The 24,393-nt window shown below is 57.1% G+C and carries 29 protein-coding genes; 17 read left to right on the top strand and 12 right to left on the bottom strand.

The window, feature by feature from the left end; translation table 11 throughout:
- Nucleotides 1-96 precede the first annotated feature (96 nt).
- Nucleotides 97-291, bottom strand: a complete 195-nt coding sequence (locus tag ACFIO0_RS09615; protein ID WP_390915122.1) for a hypothetical protein — start codon at nucleotides 289-291, stop codon at nucleotides 97-99.
- 183 nt (nucleotides 292-474) lie between these two features.
- Here ACFIO0_RS09615 and urtA point away from each other — a divergent pair, with 183 nt between their 5' ends.
- From urtA to urtE, 5 genes are all read left to right on the top strand, one after another.
- Entirely contained in the window at nucleotides 475-1,764 is a 1,290-nt protein-coding gene (gene urtA / locus ACFIO0_RS09610) for an urea ABC transporter substrate-binding protein (protein WP_390915121.1), read from the top strand.
- Nucleotides 1,765-1,835: 71 nt separating this feature from the next.
- Entirely contained in the window at nucleotides 1,836-3,761 is a 1,926-nt protein-coding gene (gene urtB / locus ACFIO0_RS09605) for an urea ABC transporter permease subunit UrtB (RefSeq protein ID WP_390915120.1), read from the top strand.
- Nucleotides 3,762-3,763: 2 nt separating this feature from the next.
- Nucleotides 3,764-4,939 carry an urea ABC transporter permease subunit UrtC gene (gene urtC / locus ACFIO0_RS09600; protein WP_390915119.1) on the top strand — a complete coding sequence of 392 codons (1,176 nt, stop codon included), beginning with the start codon at nucleotides 3,764-3,766 and terminating at the stop codon, nucleotides 4,937-4,939.
- Nucleotides 4,936-5,676 carry an urea ABC transporter ATP-binding protein UrtD gene (gene urtD / locus ACFIO0_RS09595; protein ID WP_390915118.1) on the top strand — a complete coding sequence of 247 codons (741 nt, stop codon included), beginning with the start codon at nucleotides 4,936-4,938 and terminating at the stop codon, nucleotides 5,674-5,676. Before urtC ends, urtD begins: the two co-directional genes overlap by 4 nt.
- A 2-nt stretch (nucleotides 5,677-5,678) precedes the next feature.
- Nucleotides 5,679-6,374: an urea ABC transporter ATP-binding subunit UrtE gene (gene urtE / locus ACFIO0_RS09590; protein ID WP_390915117.1), complete on the top strand. Its 696-nt coding sequence runs from the start codon at nucleotides 5,679-5,681 to the stop codon at nucleotides 6,372-6,374.
- On the opposite strand, the gene ureG is transcribed toward urtE, so the two are convergent.
- The 10 genes from ureG to rpsF all read right to left on the bottom strand — a co-directional run bounded on the left by ureG (nucleotide 6,371) and on the right by rpsF (nucleotide 12,824).
- Nucleotides 6,371-6,994, bottom strand: a complete 624-nt coding sequence (gene ureG, locus ACFIO0_RS09585; RefSeq protein WP_390915116.1) for an urease accessory protein UreG — start codon at nucleotides 6,992-6,994, stop codon at nucleotides 6,371-6,373. The genes urtE and ureG overlap by 4 nt on opposite strands.
- Nucleotides 6,995-7,006: 12 nt before the next feature.
- Nucleotides 7,007-7,651, bottom strand: a complete 645-nt coding sequence (locus tag ACFIO0_RS09580; RefSeq protein ID WP_390915115.1) for an urease accessory UreF family protein — start codon at nucleotides 7,649-7,651, stop codon at nucleotides 7,007-7,009.
- Complete coding sequence (locus ACFIO0_RS09575; protein ID WP_390915114.1) at nucleotides 7,641-8,129, bottom strand: urease accessory protein UreE; 489 nt, start codon at nucleotides 8,127-8,129, stop codon at nucleotides 7,641-7,643. The genes ACFIO0_RS09580 and ACFIO0_RS09575 overlap by 11 nt, the downstream gene beginning before the upstream one ends.
- On the bottom strand, nucleotides 8,129-9,838 hold the full coding sequence (gene ureC / locus ACFIO0_RS09570) for an urease subunit alpha (protein WP_390915113.1): 1,710 nt from the start codon (nucleotides 9,836-9,838) through the stop codon (nucleotides 8,129-8,131). The genes ACFIO0_RS09575 and ureC overlap by 1 nt, the downstream gene beginning before the upstream one ends.
- Nucleotides 9,839-10,144 (bottom strand): urease subunit beta, encoded by a 306-nt coding sequence (locus ACFIO0_RS09565; protein ID WP_390915112.1) that lies wholly within the window; start codon nucleotides 10,142-10,144, stop codon nucleotides 9,839-9,841. It lies immediately after the preceding gene.
- Between the two features lie 12 nt (nucleotides 10,145-10,156).
- Entirely contained in the window at nucleotides 10,157-10,459 is a 303-nt protein-coding gene (locus ACFIO0_RS09560) for an urease subunit gamma (protein ID WP_390915111.1), read from the bottom strand.
- A 3-nt stretch (nucleotides 10,460-10,462) separates the two neighbouring features.
- Nucleotides 10,463-11,227 carry an urease accessory protein UreD gene (locus ACFIO0_RS09555; protein ID WP_390915110.1) on the bottom strand — a complete coding sequence of 255 codons (765 nt, stop codon included), beginning with the start codon at nucleotides 11,225-11,227 and terminating at the stop codon, nucleotides 10,463-10,465.
- A gap of 335 nt (nucleotides 11,228-11,562) precedes the next feature.
- The gene (rplI, locus tag ACFIO0_RS09550; protein WP_390915109.1) at nucleotides 11,563-12,204 is read right to left on the bottom strand and encodes a 50S ribosomal protein L9; all 642 of its coding nucleotides are present in this window, start codon (nucleotides 12,202-12,204) and stop codon (nucleotides 11,563-11,565) included.
- A gap of 12 nt (nucleotides 12,205-12,216) precedes the next feature.
- Complete coding sequence (gene rpsR / locus ACFIO0_RS09545; protein ID WP_005852865.1) at nucleotides 12,217-12,444, bottom strand: 30S ribosomal protein S18; 228 nt, start codon at nucleotides 12,442-12,444, stop codon at nucleotides 12,217-12,219.
- Nucleotides 12,445-12,470: 26 nt separating this feature from the next.
- Nucleotides 12,471-12,824: a 30S ribosomal protein S6 gene (gene rpsF, locus ACFIO0_RS09540; RefSeq protein WP_390915108.1), complete on the bottom strand. Its 354-nt coding sequence runs from the start codon at nucleotides 12,822-12,824 to the stop codon at nucleotides 12,471-12,473.
- A 281-nt stretch (nucleotides 12,825-13,105) separates the two neighbouring features.
- Between rpsF and ACFIO0_RS09535 the strand changes: the two genes are divergently transcribed.
- The gene (locus tag ACFIO0_RS09535) at nucleotides 13,106-13,621 is read left to right on the top strand and encodes a hypothetical protein (protein WP_390915107.1); all 516 of its coding nucleotides are present in this window, start codon (nucleotides 13,106-13,108) and stop codon (nucleotides 13,619-13,621) included.
- A gap of 147 nt (nucleotides 13,622-13,768) precedes the next feature.
- Entirely contained in the window at nucleotides 13,769-14,338 is a 570-nt protein-coding gene (locus tag ACFIO0_RS09530) for a YceI family protein (protein WP_390915106.1), read from the top strand.
- Between the two features lie 118 nt (nucleotides 14,339-14,456).
- Here ACFIO0_RS09530 and ACFIO0_RS09525 read toward each other — a convergent pair whose 3' ends face one another.
- A complete protein-coding gene (locus ACFIO0_RS09525) occupies nucleotides 14,457-15,641 on the bottom strand; it encodes a cytochrome b/b6 domain-containing protein (protein ID WP_390915105.1) in 1,185 nt (394 codons plus the stop codon).
- A 224-nt stretch (nucleotides 15,642-15,865) separates the two neighbouring features.
- Here ACFIO0_RS09525 and fabD point away from each other — a divergent pair, with 224 nt between their 5' ends.
- The 10 genes from fabD to ACFIO0_RS09475 all read left to right on the top strand — a co-directional run bounded on the left by fabD (nucleotide 15,866) and on the right by ACFIO0_RS09475 (nucleotide 24,390).
- Entirely contained in the window at nucleotides 15,866-16,801 is a 936-nt protein-coding gene (gene fabD, locus ACFIO0_RS09520; protein WP_390915104.1) for an ACP S-malonyltransferase, read from the top strand.
- Nucleotides 16,798-17,205, top strand: coding sequence for a hypothetical protein (locus ACFIO0_RS09515; RefSeq protein WP_390915103.1), 408 nt, complete (start codon nucleotides 16,798-16,800; stop codon nucleotides 17,203-17,205). Before fabD ends, ACFIO0_RS09515 begins: the two co-directional genes overlap by 4 nt.
- 26 nt (nucleotides 17,206-17,231) lie before the next feature.
- The gene (gene fabG, locus ACFIO0_RS09510; RefSeq protein ID WP_390915102.1) at nucleotides 17,232-17,969 is read left to right on the top strand and encodes a 3-oxoacyl-[acyl-carrier-protein] reductase; all 738 of its coding nucleotides are present in this window, start codon (nucleotides 17,232-17,234) and stop codon (nucleotides 17,967-17,969) included.
- A 209-nt stretch (nucleotides 17,970-18,178) separates the two neighbouring features.
- Nucleotides 18,179-18,412 (top strand): acyl carrier protein, encoded by a 234-nt coding sequence (locus ACFIO0_RS09505; protein WP_390915101.1) that lies wholly within the window; start codon nucleotides 18,179-18,181, stop codon nucleotides 18,410-18,412.
- A gap of 158 nt (nucleotides 18,413-18,570) precedes the next feature.
- The gene (locus ACFIO0_RS09500; RefSeq protein WP_390915100.1) at nucleotides 18,571-19,473 is read left to right on the top strand and encodes a S1/P1 nuclease; all 903 of its coding nucleotides are present in this window, start codon (nucleotides 18,571-18,573) and stop codon (nucleotides 19,471-19,473) included.
- 104 nt (nucleotides 19,474-19,577) lie between these two features.
- Complete coding sequence (locus tag ACFIO0_RS09495) at nucleotides 19,578-20,111, top strand: GNAT family N-acetyltransferase (protein ID WP_390915099.1); 534 nt, start codon at nucleotides 19,578-19,580, stop codon at nucleotides 20,109-20,111.
- Nucleotides 20,112-20,199: 88 nt separating this feature from the next.
- Nucleotides 20,200-21,459 carry a beta-ketoacyl-ACP synthase II gene (fabF, locus tag ACFIO0_RS09490; protein WP_390915098.1) on the top strand — a complete coding sequence of 420 codons (1,260 nt, stop codon included), beginning with the start codon at nucleotides 20,200-20,202 and terminating at the stop codon, nucleotides 21,457-21,459.
- Nucleotides 21,459-22,613: an endolytic transglycosylase MltG gene (gene mltG / locus ACFIO0_RS09485; protein ID WP_390915097.1), complete on the top strand. Its 1,155-nt coding sequence runs from the start codon at nucleotides 21,459-21,461 to the stop codon at nucleotides 22,611-22,613. Before fabF ends, mltG begins: the two co-directional genes overlap by 1 nt.
- Before the next feature lie 25 nt (nucleotides 22,614-22,638).
- Nucleotides 22,639-23,811 (top strand): FAD-dependent monooxygenase, encoded by a 1,173-nt coding sequence (locus ACFIO0_RS09480; protein WP_390915096.1) that lies wholly within the window; start codon nucleotides 22,639-22,641, stop codon nucleotides 23,809-23,811.
- A gap of 231 nt (nucleotides 23,812-24,042) precedes the next feature.
- Nucleotides 24,043-24,390, top strand: a complete 348-nt coding sequence (locus ACFIO0_RS09475) for a hypothetical protein (protein WP_390915095.1) — start codon at nucleotides 24,043-24,045, stop codon at nucleotides 24,388-24,390.
- Nucleotides 24,391-24,393: the final 3 nt, after the last annotated feature.

The following is a 24,393-nucleotide window of genomic DNA, read 5'->3' as shown; positions in this document are numbered from 1 at the left end:
CGGACCCAAGATCGAAATGGGATATGTCCTCGGGATCGCAAGCCATGTCCGGTTCCAATCAGATAACTCCCTATTTTCAACTGCTTGACCAAGCTGTCACGATGAAACGCGATTGAACCAAACCGGTCCACCTTTAATCCGAACCGACCAGACCATCGGCGCAATCTTGCGCGCGCAGAAATATTTCTGTGCGGTTGTTTTGGGCAACCCTTGGATCAGCGATGAAAAAATCAGCACAACCGTGTTTTTCACCATCGCGACACCCGCCGACAGCTTTCGTTTCGCGCGCAATAAATCGAAGTTTTCGAGTGTCCCGCTCGGGGCACTTCAATGCCAAGCGAGGGTGCAATCCTGGCAGATAACGACCCTCGCAAGGCTGCAACAACAAAGCTGCGGTCCCTGACTATCACTCTGACCTATGGTTGCCCAGCACCCAAAAGGCCAAGAGCGCAGTGGAACCTAGGGGGTTTTCCTTTGACCATTCGTAACACTTTACTCACGTCTCTGTCCGCTCTGGCGCTGTCTGTCACCGCCGGTGCCGCACTTGCTGAGTGCGCAACACCCATTAAAGTTGGCGTTTTGCATTCGCTGTCGGGCACCATGGCCATTTCTGAAACGACACTGAAAGACACGATGCTGATGCTGATCGAGCAGCAAAATGCGGCCGGCGGTGTTCTGGGCTGTCAACTCGAGGCTGTCGTGGTGGACCCGGCATCTGACTGGCCGCTGTTTGCAGAAAAAGCCCGCGAGCTTTTGAGCGTCCATGACGTCGATGTCATCTTTGGCAACTGGACATCCGTGTCGCGCAAATCGGTGCTGCCGGTCATCGAAGAATTGAACGGTTTGCTTTTCTATCCTGTGCAATATGAAGGCGAAGAAAGCTCTAAAAACGTGTTTTACACCGGGGCTGCGCCTAATCAGCAGGCAATTCCTGCCGTGAATTATTTTCTCGAAGAACTGGGCGTCGAAAAATTCGCGCTGTTGGGAACGGATTACGTCTATCCGCGCACGACCAACAACATTCTGGAACAATACCTGAAAGACAACGGCATTGCCGCCGACGATATTTTTGTGAACTACACGCCGTTTGGTCACTCTGACTGGGCCACAATCGTCGCAGACGTCGTGGCGCTGGGCGAAGACGGCAAACAGGTTGGCGTGATTTCGACCATCAACGGCGATGCCAACATCGGTTTTTACAAAGAACTGGCGGCAGCTGGCATTTCGGCAGATGATATTCCGGTCGTGGCCTTTTCGGTTGGCGAAGAAGAACTGTCCGGTTTGGACACAACCAACCTTGTCGGTCACCTTGCCGCGTGGAATTATTTCCAATCCGCCGAAAGTGACGCAAACACAGATTTCATTGCGGCGTGGAAAGCGTTTGCAGGCGACGAACGCGTCACCAACGACCCGATGGAGGCCCACTACATCGGGTTCAACATGTGGGTGAACGCGGCGACGGATGCGGGATCAACTGACGTGGATGCGGTGCGCGCAGCAATGTACGGTCAAGAATTCCCGAACCTGACCGGCGGCACAGCCGTGATGTTGCCAAACCACCACTTGGCCAAGCCGGTGTTGATCGGTGAAATCACTGCAGACGGCCAGTTCGATATTGTCAGCCAAACCAGCGAAGTGCCCGGTGACGCGTGGACTGATTTCCTGCCCGCGTCCTCCATTCTGAAATCGGATTGGAAGGAACTGGGCTGCGGTATGTACAACACCCAAACCGCGACCTGCGTGCAATTGACGTCGAATTACTAACCTGACCGACCGGCGCGGGGGCGATCTTTTGATCTCTGCGCCGGTCATTTTTTGATCCCTGAAAGATAAATATGCGCCGCTTTATGTCTGCTTGCGTGTTGTTTCTGTGCAGTGTCGTTGCTGCACCGGCGCAAGACCTCCAACCTTTGCTTCAAACCTATTCTGCCGAATTGGCCAAACCGTCGCGCGGATCTGTGGGCGAGGTTCTGAACAGTCTGGCGACGTCTGGGGTACCCGAAGTCCCGGTTTTTCTTGAGCAATGGGCGCAGAAGAACATCTGGCAACGCAGCGACGGGCGGTTTGTTCAAGGGGCGGCAGCGGGGCAAACACTGACCTGGAGCGATCTGGAAACCGACGAAACCGGCACAGGCGACAAAAGCAGTTTCAAGCAGCTAAAGCCAAATGGCGGCGTTCGACGTTTGATCGCAACGGCATTGGTGCAATTTCAACTGTCTGATCCCGATCTGATCCGCCGCCAAACCGCGGTTGCCTCGATTGCGCGCCGTCCTGACGCCAGCCAACTTGCCCCCCTTACAGCCTCGATTGGGGGCGAGGTTGATCCCGATCTGAAAGCCCGCAAAACGCAATTGGCCAATTTCCTGACCGCCCGATTTGCCGATGAACCAGCAGACCGGATATCTGCAATCGACAGTTTGGCAGGGGGCACCTCGGTCGAGGCGCGCGCGGTTTTGAACCAGATCCTTGGCCGCACTACTGGTGTTGCGACAACGACGCCTGATGGAAACATTGCGCGCATCCGTGATCCGAATGCCAATCCTGATGCGGCCTATCTAGAACTGGTCGCCGCAAACCTTGCCGCGCCCCTAGTGAGCCCGAACGACATGCGTCAAACGCTCGTCGCACATATCGTCGAGGGGCGCGTTGGGGGCCTGCCGCTGGCGCAGTTGTCAGACCCTGCGGCGCGGATCAAAGCCTACGCGGCCCTTGTGGATCAGGGGCTGGTCCCCGCGTTGCTGAGTGCAGATCAGCGCGCCGAAATCTTGAGCGATCATGTGTTTTTCGAGCTGTATAAAGAAGATGACCCGATCATCACGACCGCTGCTGAAACGGCATTGGCCTCGGTTGAAACGCGGGTGGCCACGGCCCAAACCATCGATCTGACGCTTGATGCGCTGTCGCTGGCCTCGATTTTTTTTCTGGCCGCCATCGGTCTTGCGATCACGTTCGGGGTCATGGGCGTGATCAACATGGCGCACGGCGAATTCATCATGATGGGGGCCTACACCGGTTACGTGGTGCAACAGATTATCCCGAATTACACCGTCTCGATCATCGTGGCGCTGCCCGTCGCCTTTGCCGTTACATTCTTGGCCGGCGTCGTGATGGAGAGGTTGGTGATCAGGTGGCTGTACAATCGCCCCCTTGAGACGCTTTTGGCGACATTCGGCATTTCGGTGGCCTTGCAACAATTGGCCAAGAACATCTTTGGAACCCAAGCACGACCTTTGACCTCGCCCGAATGGCTGGCCGGCGCGTGGGTGATGAATGACGTGATCCAGATCAGTTACATCCGCATCGCGATCTTTGTGTTGGCGCTGATCTTTTTGGGGCTGATCCTGTACATTCTGAAACGCACGCGCCTCGGGCTTGAGGTGCGGGCGGTCACGCAAAACTCTGGCATGGCGGCCTCGATGGGGATCAATCCGGACCGCATCAACATGCTGACCTTTGGGTTGGGGTCGGGCATTGCCGGCATCGCGGGGGTGTCGATCGGGTTGTACGCCAAGGTGACCTCGGAAATGGGGTCCGATTACATCGTTCAAAGCTTTATGACCGTTGTTGTTGGCGGCGTCGGGAATGTCTGGGGCACGCTTGCGGGCGCTGTTCTGATCGGGTTCGGGCAAAAAGGCATTGAATGGCTCAATCCTTCCAACACGTTAGCGGCGCAGGCCTACATTATTCTGTTTGTCATTCTGTTCATTCAATTCCGGCCAAAGGGCATTGTCGCCCTCAAAGGCCGCGCAGCAGGAGACTGACCATGCAGCGCACATTCATCGCCCGAAACCCGTCTGTGTTGTGGTTCTTGTTGTCGCTGGCCGTCTTTACCGTGGCCGTCACAGTGCTGAGCGAGGCCACAGGGGCCACCGTCGTTTCAACGTCTTTTCTGAAAACACTGGGCAAAACATTGTGCCTTTGTCTGGTCGCAATCGCGATGGACGTGGTGTGGGGATATTGCGGCATCCTAAGCCTTGGGCACTTCGCGTTTTTCGGCATCGGCGGTTACGCCATCGGCATGTGGCTGATGTATGAACGCACGCGCGCCCTTGTCGAAACGTCACTGGCGTCCAGCGTGATCCCGCCAACACCGGATGAAATCACCAGCGCGGTGGGCGGGCAAATATTCGGCGTTGTCGGCAGTTCCGAATTCCCGATGATCTGGGCGTTCTCGCACTCCTTGCCACTACAACTTTTGGCGGCAGTGGTGGTGCCGGGGCTGTTGGCTTTGGTCTTTGGGTGGTTGGCATTTCGCAGCCGCGTCACAGGTGTTTACCTGTCGATCTTGACCCAAGCGATGACTTTGGCATTGGCGCTGTATTTCTTTCAGAACGACACTGGCCTGCGCGGCAACAACGGGTTGTCGGGGCTGCAAAACATCCCCGGATTTCAATCAACACCCCAAGCCACGTTGTCGCTGTGGTTCTTTTGGGCCTCTGCAATTGCGCTGGGCGCGGGCTATGTTTTGTTCGCTTGGGTCACCTCGGGCAAATTCGGATCGGTGATCCGCGCGGTGCGCGACAATGAGGCCCGCGTGCGGTTTCTCGGCTACCACGTCGAAAGCTACAAACTGTTTGTGTTCACCCTCACGGCGATGGTCGCAGGGATCGCAGGCGTGCTGTACTACCCCCAAGCAGGCATCATCAACCCAGCCGAAATTGCGCCCATCGCGTCGATCTATCTGGCGGTTTGGGTCGCGATTGGCGGGCGTGGGCGGCTGTACGGCGCGGTGATCGGCGCGGCCGTCGTGTCGCTGTTGTCGTCGTGGTTCACCGGTGGCAGCGCGCCCGACATCAACCTTGGATTTTACGAAATCAAATGGACAGACTGGTGGCTGGTCTTGCTTGGGCTCGGCTTTGTGACCGTCACTTTGTTGCTGCCAAAAGGCATCGGCGGATTGTTCGATCTGCTGCCCTCTAAAAACAAGGATCAGACATGAATACCTTGCTCGAAGTGTCAGGCGTCAGCGTCAGTTTTGACGGGTTCAAAGCGATCAACAACCTGTCGATCCAAATTGCGGAACCAGAATTGCGCGCGGTGATCGGCCCCAATGGCGCAGGCAAAACCACGTTCATGGACATCGTGACCGGCAAAACCAAACCCGACGAGGGCCGCGTCATTTGGGGTGAAAATTCGATCTCTTTGGTCGGTATGAACGAAAGCCAGATTGCCCAGCAAGGGATTGGCCGCAAGTTCCAGAAACCGACCGTTTTCGAGGCACAAACTGTGCGGGAAAACATTGTTCTGGCCGTCAGGGATTTGCGTGGCCCGCTGGATGTTCTGTTCAGGGGCCGTGCCAATAATCAAGAAGACCGCGTGCGTGCCATCAGCGACGAAATCGGACTGAGCGACGCATTGGATCAGGTGTCAGGCGCGCTGAGCCACGGGCAAAAACAATGGCTGGAAATCGGCATGTTGTTGGCCCAGGATCCGCGCCTGTTACTGGTCGACGAACCCGCCGCGGGCATGACCCCGTCAGAGCGCGAACACACCACGCAATTGCTGGTGCGCGCCGCTAAAACCCGCGCCGTGGTGGTGGTCGAACACGACATGGAATTCATCCGCCGGCTGAATTGCAAGGTCACGGTGTTGCATCAAGGGTCGATGCTGGCCGAAGGGTCGCTGGATCACGTGACCCAAAACCAAGACGTCATTGACGTTTATCTGGGGCGCTAAACATGTTGCACGTTGAAAATCTTACCTTGAAATATGGCCAAAGCCAGATTTTGCATGGCGTCAATTTGAACGCTGCCGTCGGCGAAGTCACCACAATCATGGGCACCAATGGCGTTGGCAAGACCAGCCTGCTCAAGGCGATTGCCGGGCGTCATCCGTATGCTGGCGGCACCATGGCTTTGGACGGGGCGGACCTGATGCACCCAACCCCGTTTGCCGCCGCGCGCGCAGGCATTGCCTATGTTCCTCAAGGGCGCGAAATTTTCCCGATGATGAGCGTGCGTGAAAACCTGCAAACCGGGTTCGCCTGCTTACCCAAGGCGGATCACACCATTCCCGATCACATCTTTGATCTGTTTCCCGTGCTCAACGACATGATCGAACGGCGCGGTGGTGATCTGTCAGGCGGGCAACAACAACAGCTGGCGATTGCGCGCGCGCTGATCACACGGCCAAAAGTGCTGCTGCTGGACGAGCCGACAGAAGGCATCCAGCCCAACATTATTCAACAAATAGGGCGCGTGATCCGTACCCTGTGTGACCAAGGCGACATGGCAATTGTGCTGGTCGAACAGTTCTTTGATTTCGCCTATGATCTGGGGTCGGAATTTACCGTTCTTAAACGCGGCGAAGTCGTTTTCAACAAGCGCGCCGAAACCCTGTCGCGTGATGAATTGTATCAACAGGTGCTGGTTTAATCCGCAGGGCTGACAAACCCGCCAAGTTCAGACAGTAGCGCCAAAACCTGATCCGCGCCGGTCCCGTGGCGCAAGCTGGTGAACACAAACGGCTTGGCCGAGCGCATGCGCGCGGCGTCGCGATCCATAACCTCCAACGAGGCCCCGACGTAGGGTGCAAGGTCGGTTTTGTTGATCACCAGAATGTCGGATTTGGTGATCGCAGGGCCACCTTTGCGCGGGATTTCTTCGCCGGCGGCAACGTCGATCACGTAGATCGTCAAATCCGCCAGTTCAGGGCTAAAGGTGGCCGACAGGTTGTCGCCGCCGCTTTCGATCAGTACGATTTCGACCTCTGGATGGCGGGCGCGCATCTGGGCAATAGCTGCGAGGTTGATCGAGGCATCCTCGCGAATGGCCGTGTGCGGACAGCCGCCGGTTTCAACGCCAATCACCCGGTCTTTGGGTAGGATTTGCATCCGCATCAACGCTTCTGCGTCCTCTTGGGTGTAGATATCGTTGGTGATGACCCCGATGGACAGCTGCGGATGCAACAGACGCGCAAGTGCTGCTGTCAGTGTTGTTTTCCCTGCACCAACGGGGCCGCCGATACCGATGCGCAGTGGACCGTGTTTTGACATGAAATGGCTCCTTTAGGTGCGAAAAACGCGGGAATATTGGGTTTCGTGACGCATCGCTGCGATGTCTGACATGAACGTGTTGGAATACAGATCGTCGCGCGTCGCCCCCACCAGTCCAGACGCGACCGTCAGCGCAACCGGTTTAAGCGCGGCCTGAACGCGCTGCCCGTCAGTTTGCCCAAGTGGCACAAGGCGCATCGCGGCCCCGCACAGATTGGCAACAAAGGCCTGTAGGTACATCGCGCTGGTCAGTTCCAGGTCCAATCCCAACGCGCGCGCAGCACGGCCAACAGCAACCGGGTAGGTCAGCCGAGGCAGGGCGATCTGCCAGACCGCACCAACCGTTTCGCAAAACGCCGCCCCCTGAAGGTCGGTTTCCTGCAACCGTTCTTTTGACGCTGCAAAAGCGCGGGCAAGGGCATCAAGGCGGGACACATCCGGACCCTCAGCGCAGTAGGCAACATTCAGCAAAACGCCGTCAGCGCGGGCACCACCAGCCGTCAACAAACACCAAAGCCAATCCTCTAGATCGTCCGCCGTTGTGATCAGCCCGCTTTCGATCGCGCTTTCTAACCCATGCGAATAGGCAAAGGCCCCGATCGGAAAGGACGGGGACAGCAGCTGCACCAAAGTGAGCGTGTCGGCGCTAGTGGTCATGGCCGTGGGCGTGATCATGCGCGGTGTGGACGTGTTCGTGGGCGTGGGTGCGCCCGTGACCATAGGCCCCGCCCTCGGGTGTGAACGGCTCTGACACCGCATTCACCGTGGCCCCGAGGTGTTCCAGCATATGCCCGATCACCGGATCCGCCTGGATCAACAACCGCTGCGTTTCGATCTGGCAGGGCGTGTGGCGATTGCCCACGTGCCACGCCAGTTTAACAAGGTCAGCGCCGGAGATTTCCAGCAAAGGTTCCTCTGCTGCGATCACCTCGATAAAACGACCGTCCTCGAGCACCAGCGCATCGCCGTGATCCAAAGACGTGGTGTGTTCCAGATCAATCAGCACCGTTTCATCGTGCACAGTCGTGACAACCTTGCGGCGCAAAAACCGGTCATCATAGCGCATCACGCACAGATCAAAGGCGCCCGACCAACTGCCCGCGCGGCGGACCTCAAAACATTTGTAATCAGTCATCAGAACAAGAAATACCTTTGGGCCATGGGCAACTCTGTTGCCGGTTCACAGGTGAGCAATTCACCGTCCGCGCGCACCTCGTATGTTTCGGGATTCACGTCAATTTTGGGCAGTGCAGTGTTCAAAATCAGGTCCGATTTTCCGATGTCACGGGTCTTGCGCACGGCCACCGTGTCTTTGGCCAAACCCAGCTTGGACCCAATCCCGTCCGCATGTGCGGCCTGCGAAACAAAGGTCACAGCCGAGCGTTCAACAGAGCGCCCGAAGGCCCCGAACATGTGCCGCGAATAGACCGGTTGCGGCGTCGGGATCGACGCATTCGGATCGCCCATTTGCGCCGAAACAATCGTGCCGGACAGCAGAACCATCTCGGGTTTGACCCCAAAGAATGCGGGATCCCACATCACCAGATCAGCGCGTTTGCCTTCGGTGATGCTGCCGATTTCGTGGCTGATCCCGTGGGCAATCGCGGGGTTAATCGTGTATTTGGCAATGTAGCGGCGCACACGGTAGTTGTCGTTTTCACCGGTTTCCTCGGGCAAGCGTCCGCGCTGTTTCTTCATCTTGTCAGCAGTTTGCCAGGTGCGGATCAGCACCTCGCCCACACGCCCCATCGCCTGACTGTCGGACGCAATGATCGAAAACGCGCCCATGTCGTGCAGAATATCTTCGGCGGCAATGGTTTCGCGCCGGATACGGCTTTCGGCAAATGCGACGTCCTCGGGGATGGACTTATCCAGATGGTGACAGACCATAAGCATGTCGAGATGCTCTTCGAGAGTGTTGACCGTGTAGGGGCGCGTCGGGTTGGTCGAGGACGGCAGCACGTGTTCTTCGCCGCAGATTTTGATGATATCGGGCGCATGGCCGCCGCCGGCACCTTCGGTGTGAAAGGCATGGATCGTGCGGCCTTTCATGGCGCTGACTGTGTTCTCGACAAAGCCCGATTCATTGAGCGTATCGGTGTGGATCATCACCTGAACATCCATGTCATCGGCCACAGACAGGCAGCAATCAATCGCGGCCGGGGTCGTGCCCCAATCCTCGTGCAATTTTAACGCGCAAGCCCCGGCATTGACCATTTCCACCAAGGCGGCAGGCTGACTGGCGTTGCCTTTGCCTGCAAACGCGAGGTTCATCGGAAACGCATCAGCCGCCTGCAACATCCGTTCCAAGTGCCACGGACCGGGCGTGCAGGTGGTGGCCAGCGTGCCGTGCGCGGGGCCAGTGCCACCGCCGAGCATCGTGGTCAGACCAGAATGCAGCGCGTCCTCGATCTGCTGGGGACAGATGAAATGGATGTGTGAATCAAACCCGCCTGCGGTCAGAATGCGGCCTTCGCCTGCAATCGCCTCGGTGCCGGGACCCACGATGATGTCGACGCCCGGTTGCGTGTCAGGGTTGCCGGCCTTGCCGATCTTGTGAATGCGTCCGCCGCGCAGGCCAACGTCGGCTTTGTAGATGCCGCTGTGATCAATGATCAGCGCGTTGGTGATGACGGTATCCACGGCCCCGTCCGCGCGGGTGGCTTGGGATTGGCCCATGCCGTCGCGAATGACTTTTCCGCCGCCGAATTTGACCTCTTCGCCGTAGGTAGTCAGGTCATTTTCGACTTCAACGATCAGGTCGGTGTCCGCAAGGCGCAGCTTGTCACCGGTGGTGGGGCCAAACATGGCGGCGTAGTCGGCGCGACTGATTTGCACGGGCATCTAAAGATCCCCCATGATTTGCTGGTTAAAACCAAAAATGCGGCGCGCGCCCGATACGGGCACCAATTGCACCTCGCGGCGTTGGCCGGGTTCGAAACGCACGGCGGTCCCAGCGGCGATGTCCAAACGCATGCCGCGCGCGGCTGTGCGGTCAAATTCCAGTGCCGCGTTTGCCTCGCCAAAGTGGTAATGGCTGCCGATCTGGACCGGGCGATCGCCAGTGTTCGCGACCATCAGCGTTTGCGACGGCGCGCCCTCATTCAAGGTCAGCATTCCACTTGCGGGAAACAGTTCTCCGGGGATCATCTTGGGCCTCCTTTAGCGAATTGGGTTGTGAACGGTGACCAGCTTGGTGCCGTCAGGAAAGGTCGCCTCGACCTGCACGTCGTGGATCATTTCGGGGATGCCAGACATGCATTGGGCGCGGGTGACGACACGGCCGCCAGCCTCCATCATGTCGGCGACTGATCGCCCGTCGCGCGCCCCCTCGACAACAGCGTCGGTGATCAGTGCAATAGCTTCGGGGTAGTTCAGCTTGACACCACGGGCGAGCCGCTTGCGGGCCACTTCGGCCGCCATCGCCACCAGCAATTTGTCTTTTTCACGCGGGGTGAGTTTCATGGACTAAAGCCTCCAATTCTTTGGTACAGCGTCGTTTGTTAACAGGGTGAGGATCGGCAGCAGGGCTTGGCGCAACGCAAAACTGTCCGCCGCGAGCTGGCGCACAACCAACACATTCTGCGCCACCAGGCTGGCACCGGACGTGGGCGGCAACAGCTGTCTTAGGTGGTCCAACAGGGGTCCTGGATTGGGATCAACAAGCACAATATTTGCAAGCGCGCGGGCGGTGTTGCCAATCGCGACGTGCCGCAGCGTTTCCGTGATGTTGCCGTTCAACTGGATGCCATCCGCATAAATCGGGTGCCCTTCGCACGTCAGCGTGACACGATCACTGAACGCACAGGATTTGAGATCTTCGCCCGATGCTTCACGACCGAACACCAAAGGTTCCAGCATCAAAAAACGCGCGGATTGCGCGATCTCGACGTCCAAACGACGTTTTAACCGGCACCCGTCAAACAAAATCGTTTCTTGTGGCAACCAAAACAGCTGCGCATTTTGTTCGACACTCAGGGTGTTTTGAACCGTGGCAAAATCTGTGCCGACAGCGCGATAAATGCGTTCAGCGGCCTGCGTCGTCAGCGACAAACGCCCCTGCGCGCCCACCTGCGCGTCGATGGAAAAATGATCGCCGCCGGTGACGCCGCCAGCCGTGTTCAAAAACACAGCCTCAACGTTCTGAGCGGCTGAATTCGGAAAAACGGCCCGCATCGATCCTTCTTGTCGCAAATCCTTGAGGCGGGTAACACCGGATCCGTCAGCTGCCACGCGCAACGACACCTTTCCAACCGCGCGTTGGAACCCCACCTGCGACGCTAACTGAGCACTCCTTGCCACCGCTTTTCAAACTCCTACCTCTGGAAAACTGTCTGGACAGACCGGGGCAGGGTCGCAAGGATTGTGCGGCAGTCGCGCGATGTGAGGCAAATTTGGGCGCAAATGCCTAAATTTTCACGCCACTTGACTAATAATTGGGCGCTGCGGGGATTCACGTGGCGGGGTACTCGCGATCACAGTTTTAGCGCGCAATTCCATCAAGCCATCTGACAAACAAAAAGGCCGCCCATCTCTGAGCGGCCTTTTCGAATTCAACTGTAAGCGGCTTAGCTTGCAGGTGTTTCTTCTTCGCCTGCGTCGTCTGCGGCAACTTCGATGCCTGCAGATTCTGCCAGATCGTCGTCGTCAGATGCGGCAGCGCCGATATCTTCGAACAACTCGGCGATTTCGAATTCGGCTGCTGCTTCTTCTTCAGCGGCCAATTCCTGGATCGATTTGCCTGCGGCTTGAAGCTCGGCTTCTTCGACCGAACGTGCAACGTTCATCTCGATTGTGGCAGAGACTTCTGGGTGCAGAACAACAGAGACTTCGTGCAGACCCAGATACTTGATCGGGGCGAGCAGAACGACTTGTTTGCGATCGACAGTGAAACCTTCGGCTGTTGCGGATTCGGCGGCGTCACGTGTTGTGACGGACCCGTAAAGCGCACCGGCGTCAGAGGCAGAGCGAATCACAACGAACTGCTGTCCGTCAAGTTTTGCTGCCATTGTTTCGGCTTCGGCTTTGGTCTCGAGGTTTTGTGCCTCAAGCTGAACTTTGCGAGCCTCGAAATCAGCAATGTTACGCTCGGAAGCGGACAGGGCTTTTTTCTGTGGCAACAAATAGTTGCGTGCAAAGCCTGGTTTGACGTCACAGACGTCGCCCATTTGGCCCAGCTTGGCGACACGTTCTAGAAGGATAACTTTCATGTCAGGTTCTCCTTACTTAACAGCGTATGGCAGCAAGGCGAGGAAGCGTGCGCGTTTGATGGCACGGGCCAATTCGCGTTGCTTTTTCGCAGAGACTGCAGTGATACGGGACGGCACGATTTTGCCACGCTCAGAGATGTAGCGTTGCAGAAGGCGTGTGTCTTTGTAATCGATTGCCGGTGCGTTGTCGCCAGAGAATGGGCAGACTTTGCGACGGCGGAAAAATGGTTTTGCGGCCATGGTTTACGTCCTTTCCTACAGCTAAATCAGCGACGTTCGCGGCGCTCTGGGCGCTCGTCACGTTTTTGCATTTGAACGGATGGCAGGTCTTTGTGCTCATCCATTTTGATGGTCAGTACGCGCATAACATCATCATGCAAGCGCATCAGACGTTCCATTTCCTGGACGGCTGCGGCTGGTGCATCTGAACGCAAAAAGGCGTAGTGGCCTTTGCGGTTCTTGTTGATCTTATAGGCCATTGTTTTGACGCCCCAATACTCGCTGTCTACGAGTTTACCGTCGTTGTCCGACAGTACGGTGCCAAAATGTTCGATCAGACCCTCGGCTTGCGTATTAGACAAGTCCTGGCGGGCGATCATGACATGCTCATACAAAGGCATGTTTGCTCCACTTTATATCAAGGCGCATTTCAAAGACGGACCCAAATGAACCTTTGCGGGGTCGTCACGAGAGACTGCGCGGTTATGCAAATCTGCAAAGGATTGGCTGCGTATACAGGGTTTTGGGGGGTGCGCAAGGATATAGGCGCGCGCTGCGGGTTTTGGGGGGGCCTATGCCCCTGCATCGTCAAGGGATTGCCCCTGCATTGCCCGTCATCTGCCTCATTGTGGTCGTTTTGTTAACCTTAATTCGGGACAACAGATGAGTGGGAAACAGAACAATGACAGCAACTTCAGAATTTATGCCGACGCAAAGCACGCCTCTTGGGGCAGACACGTTTGGTGTTCAAAGCGCGCCGGCCCATGCGCTGGATGGCAGCCGTTTGGTTGTCCGGGCCACACAAGCGTTTATCGGTGCGGTTCTGATTTTGGCAGCTGTCGGGTTGTGGGCCATGCCGGGGGCCGATTGGTCCGGTGATTTGCTGCTGATCAAATTGGTTCTGTCTTTGATGATGGTGCTGGGTGGCATTGCGATGCTGCACACGCCAAACCGGGCAAAGACCCCCGAAATCGAAATCGATACGATCCGCCGCGAAGTGCGCGTGATGCGCCGCAACGAGGCCGGTGATCAAATGCTAAGTGCGCATAAATTTGCCGATTTGGAACGTGCTGAGCTACTTGGTGCCCATATGATCTTGTGGGCAAAGGGAGATGTTATGCTGGCCGAAGTCGCAATGAGCGACCCGAATATCCGCCGCAGCCTGACGTCGGCGATGATGCAAGCCGGTAAATTATAAGCCTTTCGAGACCCCAACACCTCAGGCAGCCATTCTATGCGTGCGCGCTTCTGTTCAGGAGCGCGCACAACTTGTTGAATGGTGCGCAGTTGCTGTTTCGCGCGCGCGACCCACATTATGCACCATGACAACAACATGGAGCATAACATGAAATCCCTTATTCTCGCCGCCGCACTGGCGTCTTCTGCAACTTTCGCCGCCGCTGCTGACAAATACGTCCTCGATTCCAGCCACAGCCAGGTTGTGTTTTCTTACAACCACCTTGGCTTTTCCACGACCTACGGCATGTTTTCGGGCTTTGAAGGCGAGATCATGTTCGATCAAGACGACGCGACCAACTCTTCGGTCAACGTCTCTATGCCAGTGATGAGCATGTTCACCGGCTGGGAAAAGCGTGACGGGCATTTCATGTCCGACGATTTCTTTGGCGCGGCAGAGGGTGACATGGTCACGTTCTCGTCCACATCCATCGAAGTGACAGGCGAGGGCACAGCCAACATCACCGGCGATCTGACGATGAACGGCGTGACAAAATCAGTTGTTTTGGCGTCCAAGCTGAACCAAATGGGCGATCACCCGATGGCGGGCAAACCTTGGGCTGGCTTTGACGGCACGACCACTTTGGTCCGCTCCGAGTTCGGCCTTGGCAAATTCGCACCCTTCGTGAGTGACGAAGTTCAGGTGATGATCTCGGTTGAGGCGATGAAAGCCGAATAAGCTTTTTGAATAAAAAAGGTGGGCGACACGCCCACCTTACCAGATCGTAAGGTGCGGGTGTCCCGCACCTTTTTTCGTTTAGCCCGCACATTTTTCGTTTAGCCCGCACATTTTTCGTTTAGCGCTGTGCCGTCAGGTTGATCTGCACGTTGACCGGAAATTTCAGGCTGGAATCATCCGCCATGTTGTTCCCCACATCAAAATCCCTGCGATCCAGCGTGAGTGTCGCGCTCATCTGTGCTGTGTCATCCTGCACATTCAGGGAAAACGGCATTTCAATCGGTACGGTCTTGTCCCGGACCGTCAGCGTCCCGGTGGCCATGTGCCCGTCGACGATGGGCGCGATGTCGGCCGTGAACACAGCGGTTGGGAATGTGGTGCTGTCAAAATAATCCGGCCCCATGGCTTGCGCGGTGACCGACCCCAGTGTCAGTGACCCGATCGAGATGTTTACCTCAGCCGTGCCAGTGCCGGTTTCAGGGTCAAAGGTGATTGCAGCGGTCCAATCCTCGAATTGCCCCGTAACCTCATTGCCAAATTGCGTGATTGTGATGTCGATGGTGCCGTCCTGAACGGTCCAGTCCGATTGCACGTCGCCCAACTCGGCGGCCTGCGCGCTGGTCTCGTGATGCGAAAACACGCCAATCGCGCTGCCGATCATCAACGCAGCCGCCCAAGCGACCAGCGCACTGGCCAAAGGCAAGGCGCTGTGGTGCGCAGGTTTTGTGTCGGGCAGGGCGGGTTTGCCAAACCACATCCGGCGCAGGGTCACGTCCTTGTCGACAAAGTGGTGCTTCAGCGCGCCTGCGATGTGCAGCAAAATGGACGCAGCCAAAACCCGCTCAAACACGATGTGCAAGCCGGCAGTTAGCGCCGCGAGGCTTTCGCTTTTGGGCACAAACGGCAGGGATTGACCGAACGGCCACCAGATTGGCGCAAAGCCGGTGGTCGCAGAATGATGCACCCATCCCGACAGTGGCACCAGCACCAGCGAGCCATAAAGCAACCAGTGGATTGTCTCGGCCAGCCAGCTCTCCATTTTCCGCTCAGGATGCAAACCACCCGGTTTTGCCTGCTTGATCGCCCAGCCAATGCGGGCCAAAGCGACAAAAAACACCGTCACCCCAAGGGTTTTGTGCAATGAAAACAACCACGCTTTGCGCGCCAGCTGCTCGGACGTTTCGTATTCCATCCCGTTGGCAATAATTCCCAGCGGGATCAGCGTCAGGATCAACAGGGCCGTCAGCCAGTGAAAGGTTTTGGCGATACTGCCATAACTGTGGGACGTGTTGGCGAGCGACATGTGATGATCCTTTTTACGCGAGTGTTCCGTCTTTAACACGTGACACGGTGGTTTCATTCGTTACACCATCTTTTCATCCGGGGAAAAAGTTACAAGTGTGCGGTCTTTGCATCCTTGCACAGATCATCTGCATCTTTGTGTGTCGCCCTTAGTGGCATCTTGTGTGGCTCTGGCCTGCGGGCTACACCCGATAACAACGACCAACACATCTGGGGATTACTATCATGACAGTCGCTTTTGTCTTTCCGGGCCAAGGGGCACAGACCATCGGCATGGGCCGCGATCTGGCCGACGCCTATCCAGCCGCACGCGCTGTGTTCGAAGAAGTCGATGACGCGCTGGGCGAAAAGCTAAGCACGCTGATCTGGGAGGGCGAGCAAGACGTACTGACCCTGACCCAAAACGCCCAACCTGCCTTGATGGCGACGTCTTTGGCCGCGATGCGCGCGCTAGAGGCCGAAGGGATCACGATCGAAAAAGCAGCCTTTGTCGCGGGGCATTCGCTGGGCGAGTATTCCGCTCTGGCTGCGGCTGGCGCGATTTCTGTGGCTGATACGGCGCGTTTGTTGCGCACCCGTGGCCAAGCCATGCAAGAGGCGGTTCCGGTTGGCGTTGGCGCAATGGCCGCCCTATTGGGCTTGGATTTTGCCACGGCCGCCGATGTTGCAGCACAAGCAGCTGAGGGCGAAGTTTGCCAGGCAGCCAACGACAATGACCCCGGTCAGGTTGTGGTTTCGGGTCATTTGGGGGCGGTTGAACGCGCCATCGAGATTGCCAAAACCAAAGGGGCCAAGCGCGCCGTGATGCTGCCGGTGTCGGCCCCGTTCCACTGTGCTTTGATGGAGCCCGCAGCCCGTGTCATGGCCGATGCACTGGGCGGCGTTGACATCAACGCACCTGCGGTCCCTTTGGTCGCAAACGTGCGGGCCGAAGCGGTGACAAGCCCCGCAGACATCCGCGATTTGTTGGTACAGCAGGTCACAGGGTCTGTACGCTGGCGCGAAAGCGTGTCGTGGATGGCCGGCGAAGGCGTCACAGAAATGTGGGAAATCGGCGCGGGCAAAGCCTTGTCCGGCATGATCCGCCGCATTGATCGTTCCATCACGTCGCGCAACATCGGTGCATCCGCCGACATCGCAGCCCTGCTGGAGGCACAATGACCGACACCATGACCCTAAACGATGCCATGGCGTTGCAGCCCGCGTGGTTGATGGTCTGGATAAACATTCTGCTGCTCGGCGCGTTCATTTTGCCATTAGCGCTGCTGATCTGGAGGCAAAGCCGGGTCGCAGGTCTGCTGACCCTTTTGGCAAGCGCGATTGCGGGCATGTCGATCAACATGCTGTTCAACAGCATGGGCTACGTCAAACTACTGGGGCTGCCGCATCTGATCTTTTGGACGCCGCTGCTGGTGTTCTTGTATTTCCAAACCAAACGTCCGGACATGCCCGCGTGGCCGCGCCGGATCATGTTTGTGGTCATGGGCGTGATCGCGATTTCGCTGGCCTTTGATTTTGTGGATGTGGCGCGTTACATCTTGGGCGAACGTGCCCCGCACGTATAAGATAAGAAAAATGAGGAACGAACGATATGTTTGATTTGACAGGTAAAAACGCACTGGTCACCGGTGCATCAGGCGGCATTGGTGCGGATATCGCGCGCGCGCTGCACGCAGCAGGCGCAACAGTTGGCCTAAGTGGCACACGGGTTGAACCGCTTGAGGCATTGGCCGCTGAACTGGGTGAACGCGCCCATGTTTTGCCGTGCAACCTGTCCGACATGGACGCGGTCGAGGCGCTGCCCAAACAAGCCGCCGAAGCGATGGGATCGGTCGATATCCTGGTCAACAACGCGGGTATCACCCGCGATAATCTGTTTATGCGGATGTCTGATGATGAATGGAATTCGGTTCTGAACGTCAATCTGACAGCCATTTTCAAGCTGTGCAAAGGCGTGATGCGCGGCATGATGAAGGCGCGTTGGGGCCGGATCGTCAACATTTCATCCATCGTCGGAGCCACCGGCAACCCCGGTCAGGCGAACTATGCGGCGTCCAAGGCAGGCATGATCGGCATGTCAAAATCGCTCGCCTACGAGGTCGCGTCGCGGGGAATCACAGTAAATGCGGTCGCGCCCGGCTTTATTGCCACTGCGATGACAGACAAATTGACGGATGACCAAAAGGCTGCAATCCTTGGGCAAATCCCGGCAAATCGGATGGGGAACCCGGCGGAAATAGCGAGCGCTGTCTTGTACTTAACCTCACCAGAGGCGGGCTATGTCACAGGCACCACCTTGCACGTCAACGGTGGCATGGCCATGTTGTAGGCGCGGGTCTACCGCCGGATGTGCAAAACATTTGCCAAGTGCGTCGACTATGTTATAGGCGGCGCAGAATTGATCGCTAAACATTGTGTTTGACGATCGGCCCTTGCCGTTGGCAGGGCCTGAGCGCCCTTCGGGGCAAAGCAGGGTTTCCCAACGTTGGGGGCCACAACTTGGATCACTTTAGATCCGCACGAATGAGGAATTGAGATATGAGCGACATCGCAGCACGCGTTAAAAAGATCGTTGTAGAGCACTTGGGTGTTGAAGAAGACAAAGTCGTCGAAGGCGCGTCTTTCATCGACGATCTGGGCGCTGACAGCTTGGATACAGTTGAGCTGGTCATGGCGTTCGAAGAAGAATTCGGCATCGAAATCCCTGATGACGCAGCTGAAACAATCCAAAGCTTCGGCGATGCCGTTGGCTTTATTACGAAAGCTTCCTGATCCGTTTCGGATTGGTTGAGGTCTAAAATTTAAAAAACGGCGTCCTGCACATTGCGGGGCGCCGTTTTTGTTTCGCACACGAAACATTTCCCACAGGATCAGTTTCCCCGTTAAACTACCTGCATATTTTGATAAAAATTTTGCAAGGACACAGTTTGATGCGGTACTTTTTATTAACGATGTTTGCGATTGCGTTGAACACGCAAACGGCATTGGCGTGGGGGCCCAACGGGCACCGGATCACCGCGCAAGTTGCACAAGCCAATCTGGATGAAAACGCCGCACAATGGGTCGAATCTATCGCCAAAGGTGAATCGCTGGCGCTGATGGCGACATGGCCTGATTTCATCCGCTCTTTGCCGAAATACGACTGTTTCAAGCCTTGGCATTTCCTGACGGTGGACGGGCGCACGGTGCAAGAGGCCCGCAAACTGCCACCCGCACCCGCCGGGACCTGCGACATGGCCATCTACGAGAAACACAATCTGCCGACCAATGTGGTTGATGCGATCGAATTTCTAAGTGCGATGCTGCGCGAAGACGTTATCGATACGGCACCGGTCAATTTTGAAAGCCTGAATTGGGCGATCAATGACATGCAGGTTTCCGCCTACAACGGTACACTCCAAGCCACCGCGCTGGCGTTGCTGGTGCATCTGGTGGGCGACGTGCATCAGCCGCTGCACGTGGGCAAAGCAAAGGATCGCGGTGGCAACACGATAACGGTGGATTGGTTCGGTGCGCCGCTCAAGCTGCACGAGGTCTGGGACGAGGCGATGATTGACGGTGAAAAGCTGAGCTACACCGAATACGCCGCGTTTCTGGAGCAACGATTTGGCAAGACAGATATCGCGGGCTTTGGCGAGGGACCTGTCACATGGGCCGAGGAATCTGTCAGTTACCGCGCTGATATCTATCGATTTGGGACGGACAGCGCCGATAACGTGCCACGCCTTGGATATGAATACGTGGCCCGTCAGGACGAACTGCTGAAGCAGCGCTTGTATCAGGGCGGCAAGCGATTGGCGGATATTCTGAACAAAGTGTTTGCCGCGCCTTAAAACCGTGCGGAAAATCGCTGTTTTAGGCGGCGCGAATATTTGGCATTTGCAAGTGACAGGCAAAGTAGGGCTTTTGGTGGAAAACCAGAACATTAGAGGCCCCAATGTCGCGTGTTATTCCCACGATCAATACCAGTCGTTTGACCCTGCGCGCGATGGAGCCGCAGGATTTTGGCCGCTTTGCCGAAATCTGGGCCATGCCAGAGGTCGTGCGCTACGTCGGTGGCCAACCCAAAAGCCGCGGGCAGGCGTGGTCTTCGTTTTTGCACAACGCCGGGCAATGGCAGGTCACCGGATTTGGGCAGTGGTCCATCGTCGAGCAATCCAGCAAGCAGATGATCGGGCAAACGGGGTTCTTTCACGGCACGCGCGATCTGGGGGACGACTTTGATCATTGCCCCGAGGCGGGGTGGATTTTGACGCCGGATGCGCAAGGCAAAGGCTATGGCCGTGAGGCGACCCAAGCTGCGCACGACTGGTTTGATCGCGTCATTACCGGCCCTGTGGTGTGCATCTTGTCGCCCGAAAACACCGCCTCGCGCGCGGTGGCAGACGGCTTGGGCTACACCCCTTTGCGTATTGCGGACTTTGATGGTGATCCGGCGCAACTGATGACCCGCCCCAAGCCACCTCGTTGACGTTCGGGTGAAAGATGCGTGCACTCTTGAACAGGTGCCCCAAGCCTTGATAAGGACGAAGTTAGAAATGTTTAGGGGCACGAGATTTATGCGCAGAGTAGTTGTTACAGGTTTGGGGCTGGTCACACCACTGGCTGACGGCGTTGAAGCAAGCTGGAGCCGTATTTTGGACGGCCAGTCTGGCGCGGGGCCGATCACCGGCTTTGACACCGAAGGTTTGGCAACCACCTATGCCTGCGAAGTGCCCTTGGGCGACGGCAGCGATGACACGTTCAACGCTGACGCCTACATGGAACCAAAAGAGCAGCGCAAGGTCGACACATTCATCAAGTTCGGTCTGGCCGCCGCCCAACAAGCGGTCGAGGATTCAGGTTGGATGCCCGAGGACCGCGCAGATCTGGATCGCACCGGCGTGCTGATTGGATCGGGCATTGGTGGTTTGAATTCTATCGCGAACACTGCTGTGATGATGGCCGAAAAAGGCCCTCGCCGCGTTAGCCCGTTCTTTGTGCCCGGCGCGTTGATCAACCTGATCTCTGGTCAGGTGTCGATCAAATACGGCTTTCGCGGCCCGAACCACTCGGTTGTGACGGCCTGTTCCACGGGTGCGCACGCGATTGGTGATGCGTCCCGTTTGATCATGTTTGGTGATGCGGATGTGATGGTTGCTGGTGGCGCCGAGGCATCGATTTGCAAAATCGGCATTGCCGGGTTCAACGCCTGCAAAGCCTTGTCGACCAAACGCGCTGACGATCCGAAAAAGGCATCACGCCCCTATGACGACGACCGTGACGGTTTTGTCATGGGCGAGGGTGCGGGCATTGTGGTGCTTGAGGAATACGAACACGCCAAAGCGCGCGGTGCGAAAATCTACGCCGAAGTGTTGGGCTACGGCCTGTCCGGCGATGCCTATCACATCACGGCACCTTCCGAGGATGGCGACGGGGCCGAGCGGTCAATGCGTGCGGCCTTAAAGAACGCAGGGCTTGAGCCATCCGACATCGACTACATCAACGCGCACGGCACCTCGACCATGGCCGACACGATCGAACTGGGCGCTGTTGAGCGGATGCTGGGCGATGCTGCGGGCGATGTGACGATGTCGTCGACCAAATCCGCAACCGGCCACTTGTTGGGCGCTGCCGGCGCGATCGAGGCGATCTTTAGCATCCTTGCGATCCGTGATCAGGTCTGCCCGCCGACAATCAATCTGGACAACCTCGCTGTCGAAACATCGATCGATTTGGCCCCAAATGCGAAACGTGAACGCAAAGTCGAGGTCGCGCTCAGCAACTCGTTCGGCTTTGGCGGCACCAACGCCTCTGTTGTGTTTGGGAAAATCCGCTGATGTGGCGACATCTTGCGTCTAATGCTGTGACATTTCTGGCGCTGGGCTTGTTTTTGCTTGGCGGTATGGTCCTGTGGGGCAAGAGCCAATATACCGCCGAAGGTCCGCTGGATCAGGCGATCTGCCTGCAAGTGGATCGTGGATCGAACATGCGTCGCGTCAGCGGGCAGTTGCAAGACCAAGGTGCGGTCAGCAGCGGTGCGATCTTTCGCATCAGTGCGGATTACGTCGACAAAACAGACAAGCTAAAGGCGGGCAGCTATTTGGTGCCGGCCAACGCGTCGATGGAAGGCATCATCGACATCGTCACCAAAGGCGGCGCAAGCACCTGCGGCACCGAAGTGGTTTACCGCATCGGCATCAACCGCCTGAGCGTTCAGGTCCGTGAGTTGGACCCAAGCACCAACCGCTACGTTGAAAAGGCGCAGTTCAATCCTGCCGTGGATGACGTGCCAGAGCTGTACGTGCAGACCAAAGCCAAATCCGACACCCGTTTCCGTGTTGCCTTGGCCGAAGGTGTGACCAGTTGGCAAGTCACTGAAAGCCTCAAGGGCATGGATGTGCTGGACGGCACGGTTGCGGACGTTCCTGCCGAAGGTGCGTTGGCCCCCGACAGCTACGAAGTGTCGCCGGGTGACGATCGTGCCAGCGTTTTGGCGCGGATGGCCACAGCCCAAGAGACGCTGTTGGCCGCCGCATGGGAAGCCCGCGATGCGGATATCCCACTGGCAAACCCGGAGGAATTGCTGATCCTCGCCTCGATCATCGAAAAGGAAACCGGCGTTTCATCTGAACGCGAACAGGTCGCCAGTGTCTTTGTGAACCGCTTGAACCGGGGCATGAAGCTGCAAACCGATCCGACTGTGATTTATGGCATCACCAAAGGGCAGGGCGTCTTGGGCCGTGGCCTGCGCCGCTCTGAACTGCGCGCAGAAACGCCGTGGAACACATACGTGATCCCTGCGTTGCCACCGACCCCGATTGCCAATCCAGGACGCGCCAGCCTGATGGCTGCGGGCCAGCCAGAGAACACAAAATTCGTGTTCTTTGTGGCTGACGGGACTGGCGGTCACGCCTTTGCCGAAACCCTGGATGAACACAACCGCAACGTTGCCAAATGGCGCAAAATCGAAGCGGAACGGGCAAACGACTGATCCAAGTTGCGGGGCGATTCAAGCCATGACAGAGCTGCAAGCGGATGTTTTGATTGTCGGCGGCGGGCCTGCGGGCCTGTCCGTGGCCGCGCGGTTGCCAGACGGGGTCAGTTCGATCCTCGTGCATCAAGACGCTGAAATCGGCCGCCCCGTGCGCACCAGTGGCGGGACGTGGGTGTCGGACATGCGCGCGCTTGGCGTGCCGGACGATTTGTACGTGGCGATGAACACGCTTGAATTCCGCTCCGACAACGTGGTCGCAACCCACGCAATGAAAAGCCAGACGCTGGCGGTTTTGGACATCACGGGCCTCTATCAGTGGTTGGGGCGTGCGGCTGTTGCCAACGGCTGTGACGTGCATGTGTGGACCAAGATGCTTGCGTGCGTGCGTGACGGGGCGGGTTACCTCGCGACGATCCGCTTTGCTGATCGGTCCGAGGGCCGTGTGCGCGCGCGGTATGTCGTTGATGCCTCAGGCAATGCGAATGCAGTTGTTGCGGCCCTCGGGCTGGCGGATGCCCCGCAGCGCACAGGCGTCGGCATTGAATACGAATACGAGATGTTAGACGGCGATCGCGACAAGGCGGTCCTGTTCGTCGGCACGGCCGTTTTGGTCGGTTATGGCTGGATATTTCCCGCGCCGCACAACCGTGTGCGCATCGGGGTTGGCGTGATCAGTCCTGACACAGACGTTTCGCCGCGCACCTTGATGGATCAATTGCACGCCAGCGGGTTTCTGTACGACCAAGGGTTGCGCCTTGGCACGCGCGTGCACGTGAACGCAGGCGTGATCCCGTCAGAACCCTATGACCGCAAGCTGGTGTTTGACCGGGTGATCCGTGTCGGGGACACAGCGAATTTTGCAACACCGACTGTGGGCGAAGGCATTCGCATGGCCATCGAGTTCGGGCGGGTCTTGGGCGACGAATTGGGCAAGGCGGTTCAGACCGGCCGGGCGGCCCCGCTAAAACGATACGAACGAAAATGCGCCAAACGGTTTGAGCGCAACTACCGCCTTGGATACGCCGCCAATCAACGGATCGCAAAATATGACGCCGCCCAGTGGGACCGCAGTGTGCGTCGTCTGTCACGCTTGTCTGAGCGCGAGGTTGTCGCCTTGATCCGCAGCGAATACAGTTTTCGCCTGATCGCCGGTGGTGTTGTGAAGTACCTGAAAGCGAAGATTTTTTCGCGTTAGGCGCGTATTTTTCGACACTGGGAAAATGCTCTGAAATTAAGAATTTGTTAATGATACCGTACGCTTAGACAAATCCTAAGACGCGATTTACCTTGACTTTGCGAACGCTCCAAGGTACACCTTGTGGCATGCTAGAAGAAGTGGGCAAGCGACCGTCGGGGTAACCTGACCGGTCGTTTTTTCGTTTCGCCCGTGCGGAGATCACATCACGCGAGAGGTAAACGAACATACATGACATTGATCACCCCAGATAGGGATATCACCGAGCTTCAGGAGTTGCTGACTTCTGTGTTCGAATCCGTTCGCGCCCTCAGGCGCGAATTTCAAGATATCAGCACAAAGATCAGCGCGGGGGGCGACGTCACCGCGACAACGGTAAAAAGTGCGGCGGGGCAATTAACCATGCAGCTGGCACTCTGTCAGAAATTGGAGACGAATCTTGCGGAATGTAAACGTAAACAAGCCGGCATTGCGCCAAACGCAACCTACGCACTCGACCTTGAAAAGGCGCGGTCTAAAATTGGGTGCCAATTGGATAAGCTGCGAAGACGACCATGTTCAGGAAATGTTTCTGAATGATCT

This window comes from Pseudosulfitobacter sp. SM2401 (assembly GCF_042932805.1).
In the GTDB taxonomy this organism is placed as follows: Bacteria; Pseudomonadota; Alphaproteobacteria; order Rhodobacterales; family Rhodobacteraceae; genus Ascidiaceihabitans.
The sequence above is the reverse complement of the archived record's forward strand: the minus strand, read 5'-3'. Positions and strand labels throughout refer to the sequence as shown.

Bases quoted from the DNA above. Each gene is read 5' to 3' on its own strand.
- ACFIO0_RS09495 (WP_390915099.1), top strand. From the start codon at position 19,578: ATGTCGCGTGTTATTCCCACGATCAATACCAGTCGTTTGACCCTGCGC.
- ACFIO0_RS09475 (WP_390915095.1), top strand. From the start codon at position 24,043: ATGACATTGATCACCCCAGATAGGGATATCACCGAGCTTCAGGAGTTG.
- urtD (WP_390915118.1), top strand. From the start codon at position 4,936: ATGAATACCTTGCTCGAAGTGTCAGGCGTCAGCGTCAGTTTTGACGGG.
- ACFIO0_RS09560 (WP_390915111.1), bottom strand. From the start codon at position 10,459: ATGAAACTCACCCCGCGTGAAAAAGACAAATTGCTGGTGGCGATGGCG.
- ACFIO0_RS09535 (WP_390915107.1), top strand. From the start codon at position 13,106: ATGACAGCAACTTCAGAATTTATGCCGACGCAAAGCACGCCTCTTGGG.
- ACFIO0_RS09565 (WP_390915112.1), bottom strand. From the start codon at position 10,144: ATGATCCCCGGAGAACTGTTTCCCGCAAGTGGAATGCTGACCTTGAAT.
- rpsF (WP_390915108.1), bottom strand. From the start codon at position 12,824: ATGCCTTTGTATGAGCATGTCATGATCGCCCGCCAGGACTTGTCTAAT.
- ACFIO0_RS09575 (WP_390915114.1), bottom strand. From the start codon at position 8,129: ATGACTGATTACAAATGTTTTGAGGTCCGCCGCGCGGGCAGTTGGTCG.
- ACFIO0_RS09480 (WP_390915096.1), top strand. From the start codon at position 22,639: ATGACAGAGCTGCAAGCGGATGTTTTGATTGTCGGCGGCGGGCCTGCG.
- ACFIO0_RS09500 (WP_390915100.1), top strand. From the start codon at position 18,571: ATGCGGTACTTTTTATTAACGATGTTTGCGATTGCGTTGAACACGCAA.
- urtE (WP_390915117.1), top strand. From the start codon at position 5,679: ATGTTGCACGTTGAAAATCTTACCTTGAAATATGGCCAAAGCCAGATT.
- ureC (WP_390915113.1), bottom strand. From the start codon at position 9,838: ATGCCCGTGCAAATCAGTCGCGCCGACTACGCCGCCATGTTTGGCCCC.
- ACFIO0_RS09515 (WP_390915103.1), top strand. From the start codon at position 16,798: ATGACCGACACCATGACCCTAAACGATGCCATGGCGTTGCAGCCCGCG.
- ACFIO0_RS09530 (WP_390915106.1), top strand. From the start codon at position 13,769: ATGAAATCCCTTATTCTCGCCGCCGCACTGGCGTCTTCTGCAACTTTC.
- ACFIO0_RS09505 (WP_390915101.1), top strand. From the start codon at position 18,179: ATGAGCGACATCGCAGCACGCGTTAAAAAGATCGTTGTAGAGCACTTG.
- urtC (WP_390915119.1), top strand. From the start codon at position 3,764: ATGCAGCGCACATTCATCGCCCGAAACCCGTCTGTGTTGTGGTTCTTG.
- fabG (WP_390915102.1), top strand. From the start codon at position 17,232: ATGTTTGATTTGACAGGTAAAAACGCACTGGTCACCGGTGCATCAGGC.
- fabF (WP_390915098.1), top strand. From the start codon at position 20,200: ATGCGCAGAGTAGTTGTTACAGGTTTGGGGCTGGTCACACCACTGGCT.
- mltG (WP_390915097.1), top strand. From the start codon at position 21,459: ATGTGGCGACATCTTGCGTCTAATGCTGTGACATTTCTGGCGCTGGGC.
- urtB (WP_390915120.1), top strand. From the start codon at position 1,836: ATGCGCCGCTTTATGTCTGCTTGCGTGTTGTTTCTGTGCAGTGTCGTT.
- rplI (WP_390915109.1), bottom strand. From the start codon at position 12,204: ATGAAAGTTATCCTTCTAGAACGTGTCGCCAAGCTGGGCCAAATGGGC.
- fabD (WP_390915104.1), top strand. From the start codon at position 15,866: ATGACAGTCGCTTTTGTCTTTCCGGGCCAAGGGGCACAGACCATCGGC.
- ACFIO0_RS09580 (WP_390915115.1), bottom strand. From the start codon at position 7,651: ATGACCACTAGCGCCGACACGCTCACTTTGGTGCAGCTGCTGTCCCCG.
- rpsR (WP_005852865.1), bottom strand. From the start codon at position 12,444: ATGGCCGCAAAACCATTTTTCCGCCGTCGCAAAGTCTGCCCATTCTCT.
- ACFIO0_RS09525 (WP_390915105.1), bottom strand. From the start codon at position 15,641: ATGTCGCTCGCCAACACGTCCCACAGTTATGGCAGTATCGCCAAAACC.
- ureG (WP_390915116.1), bottom strand. From the start codon at position 6,994: ATGTCAAAACACGGTCCACTGCGCATCGGTATCGGCGGCCCCGTTGGT.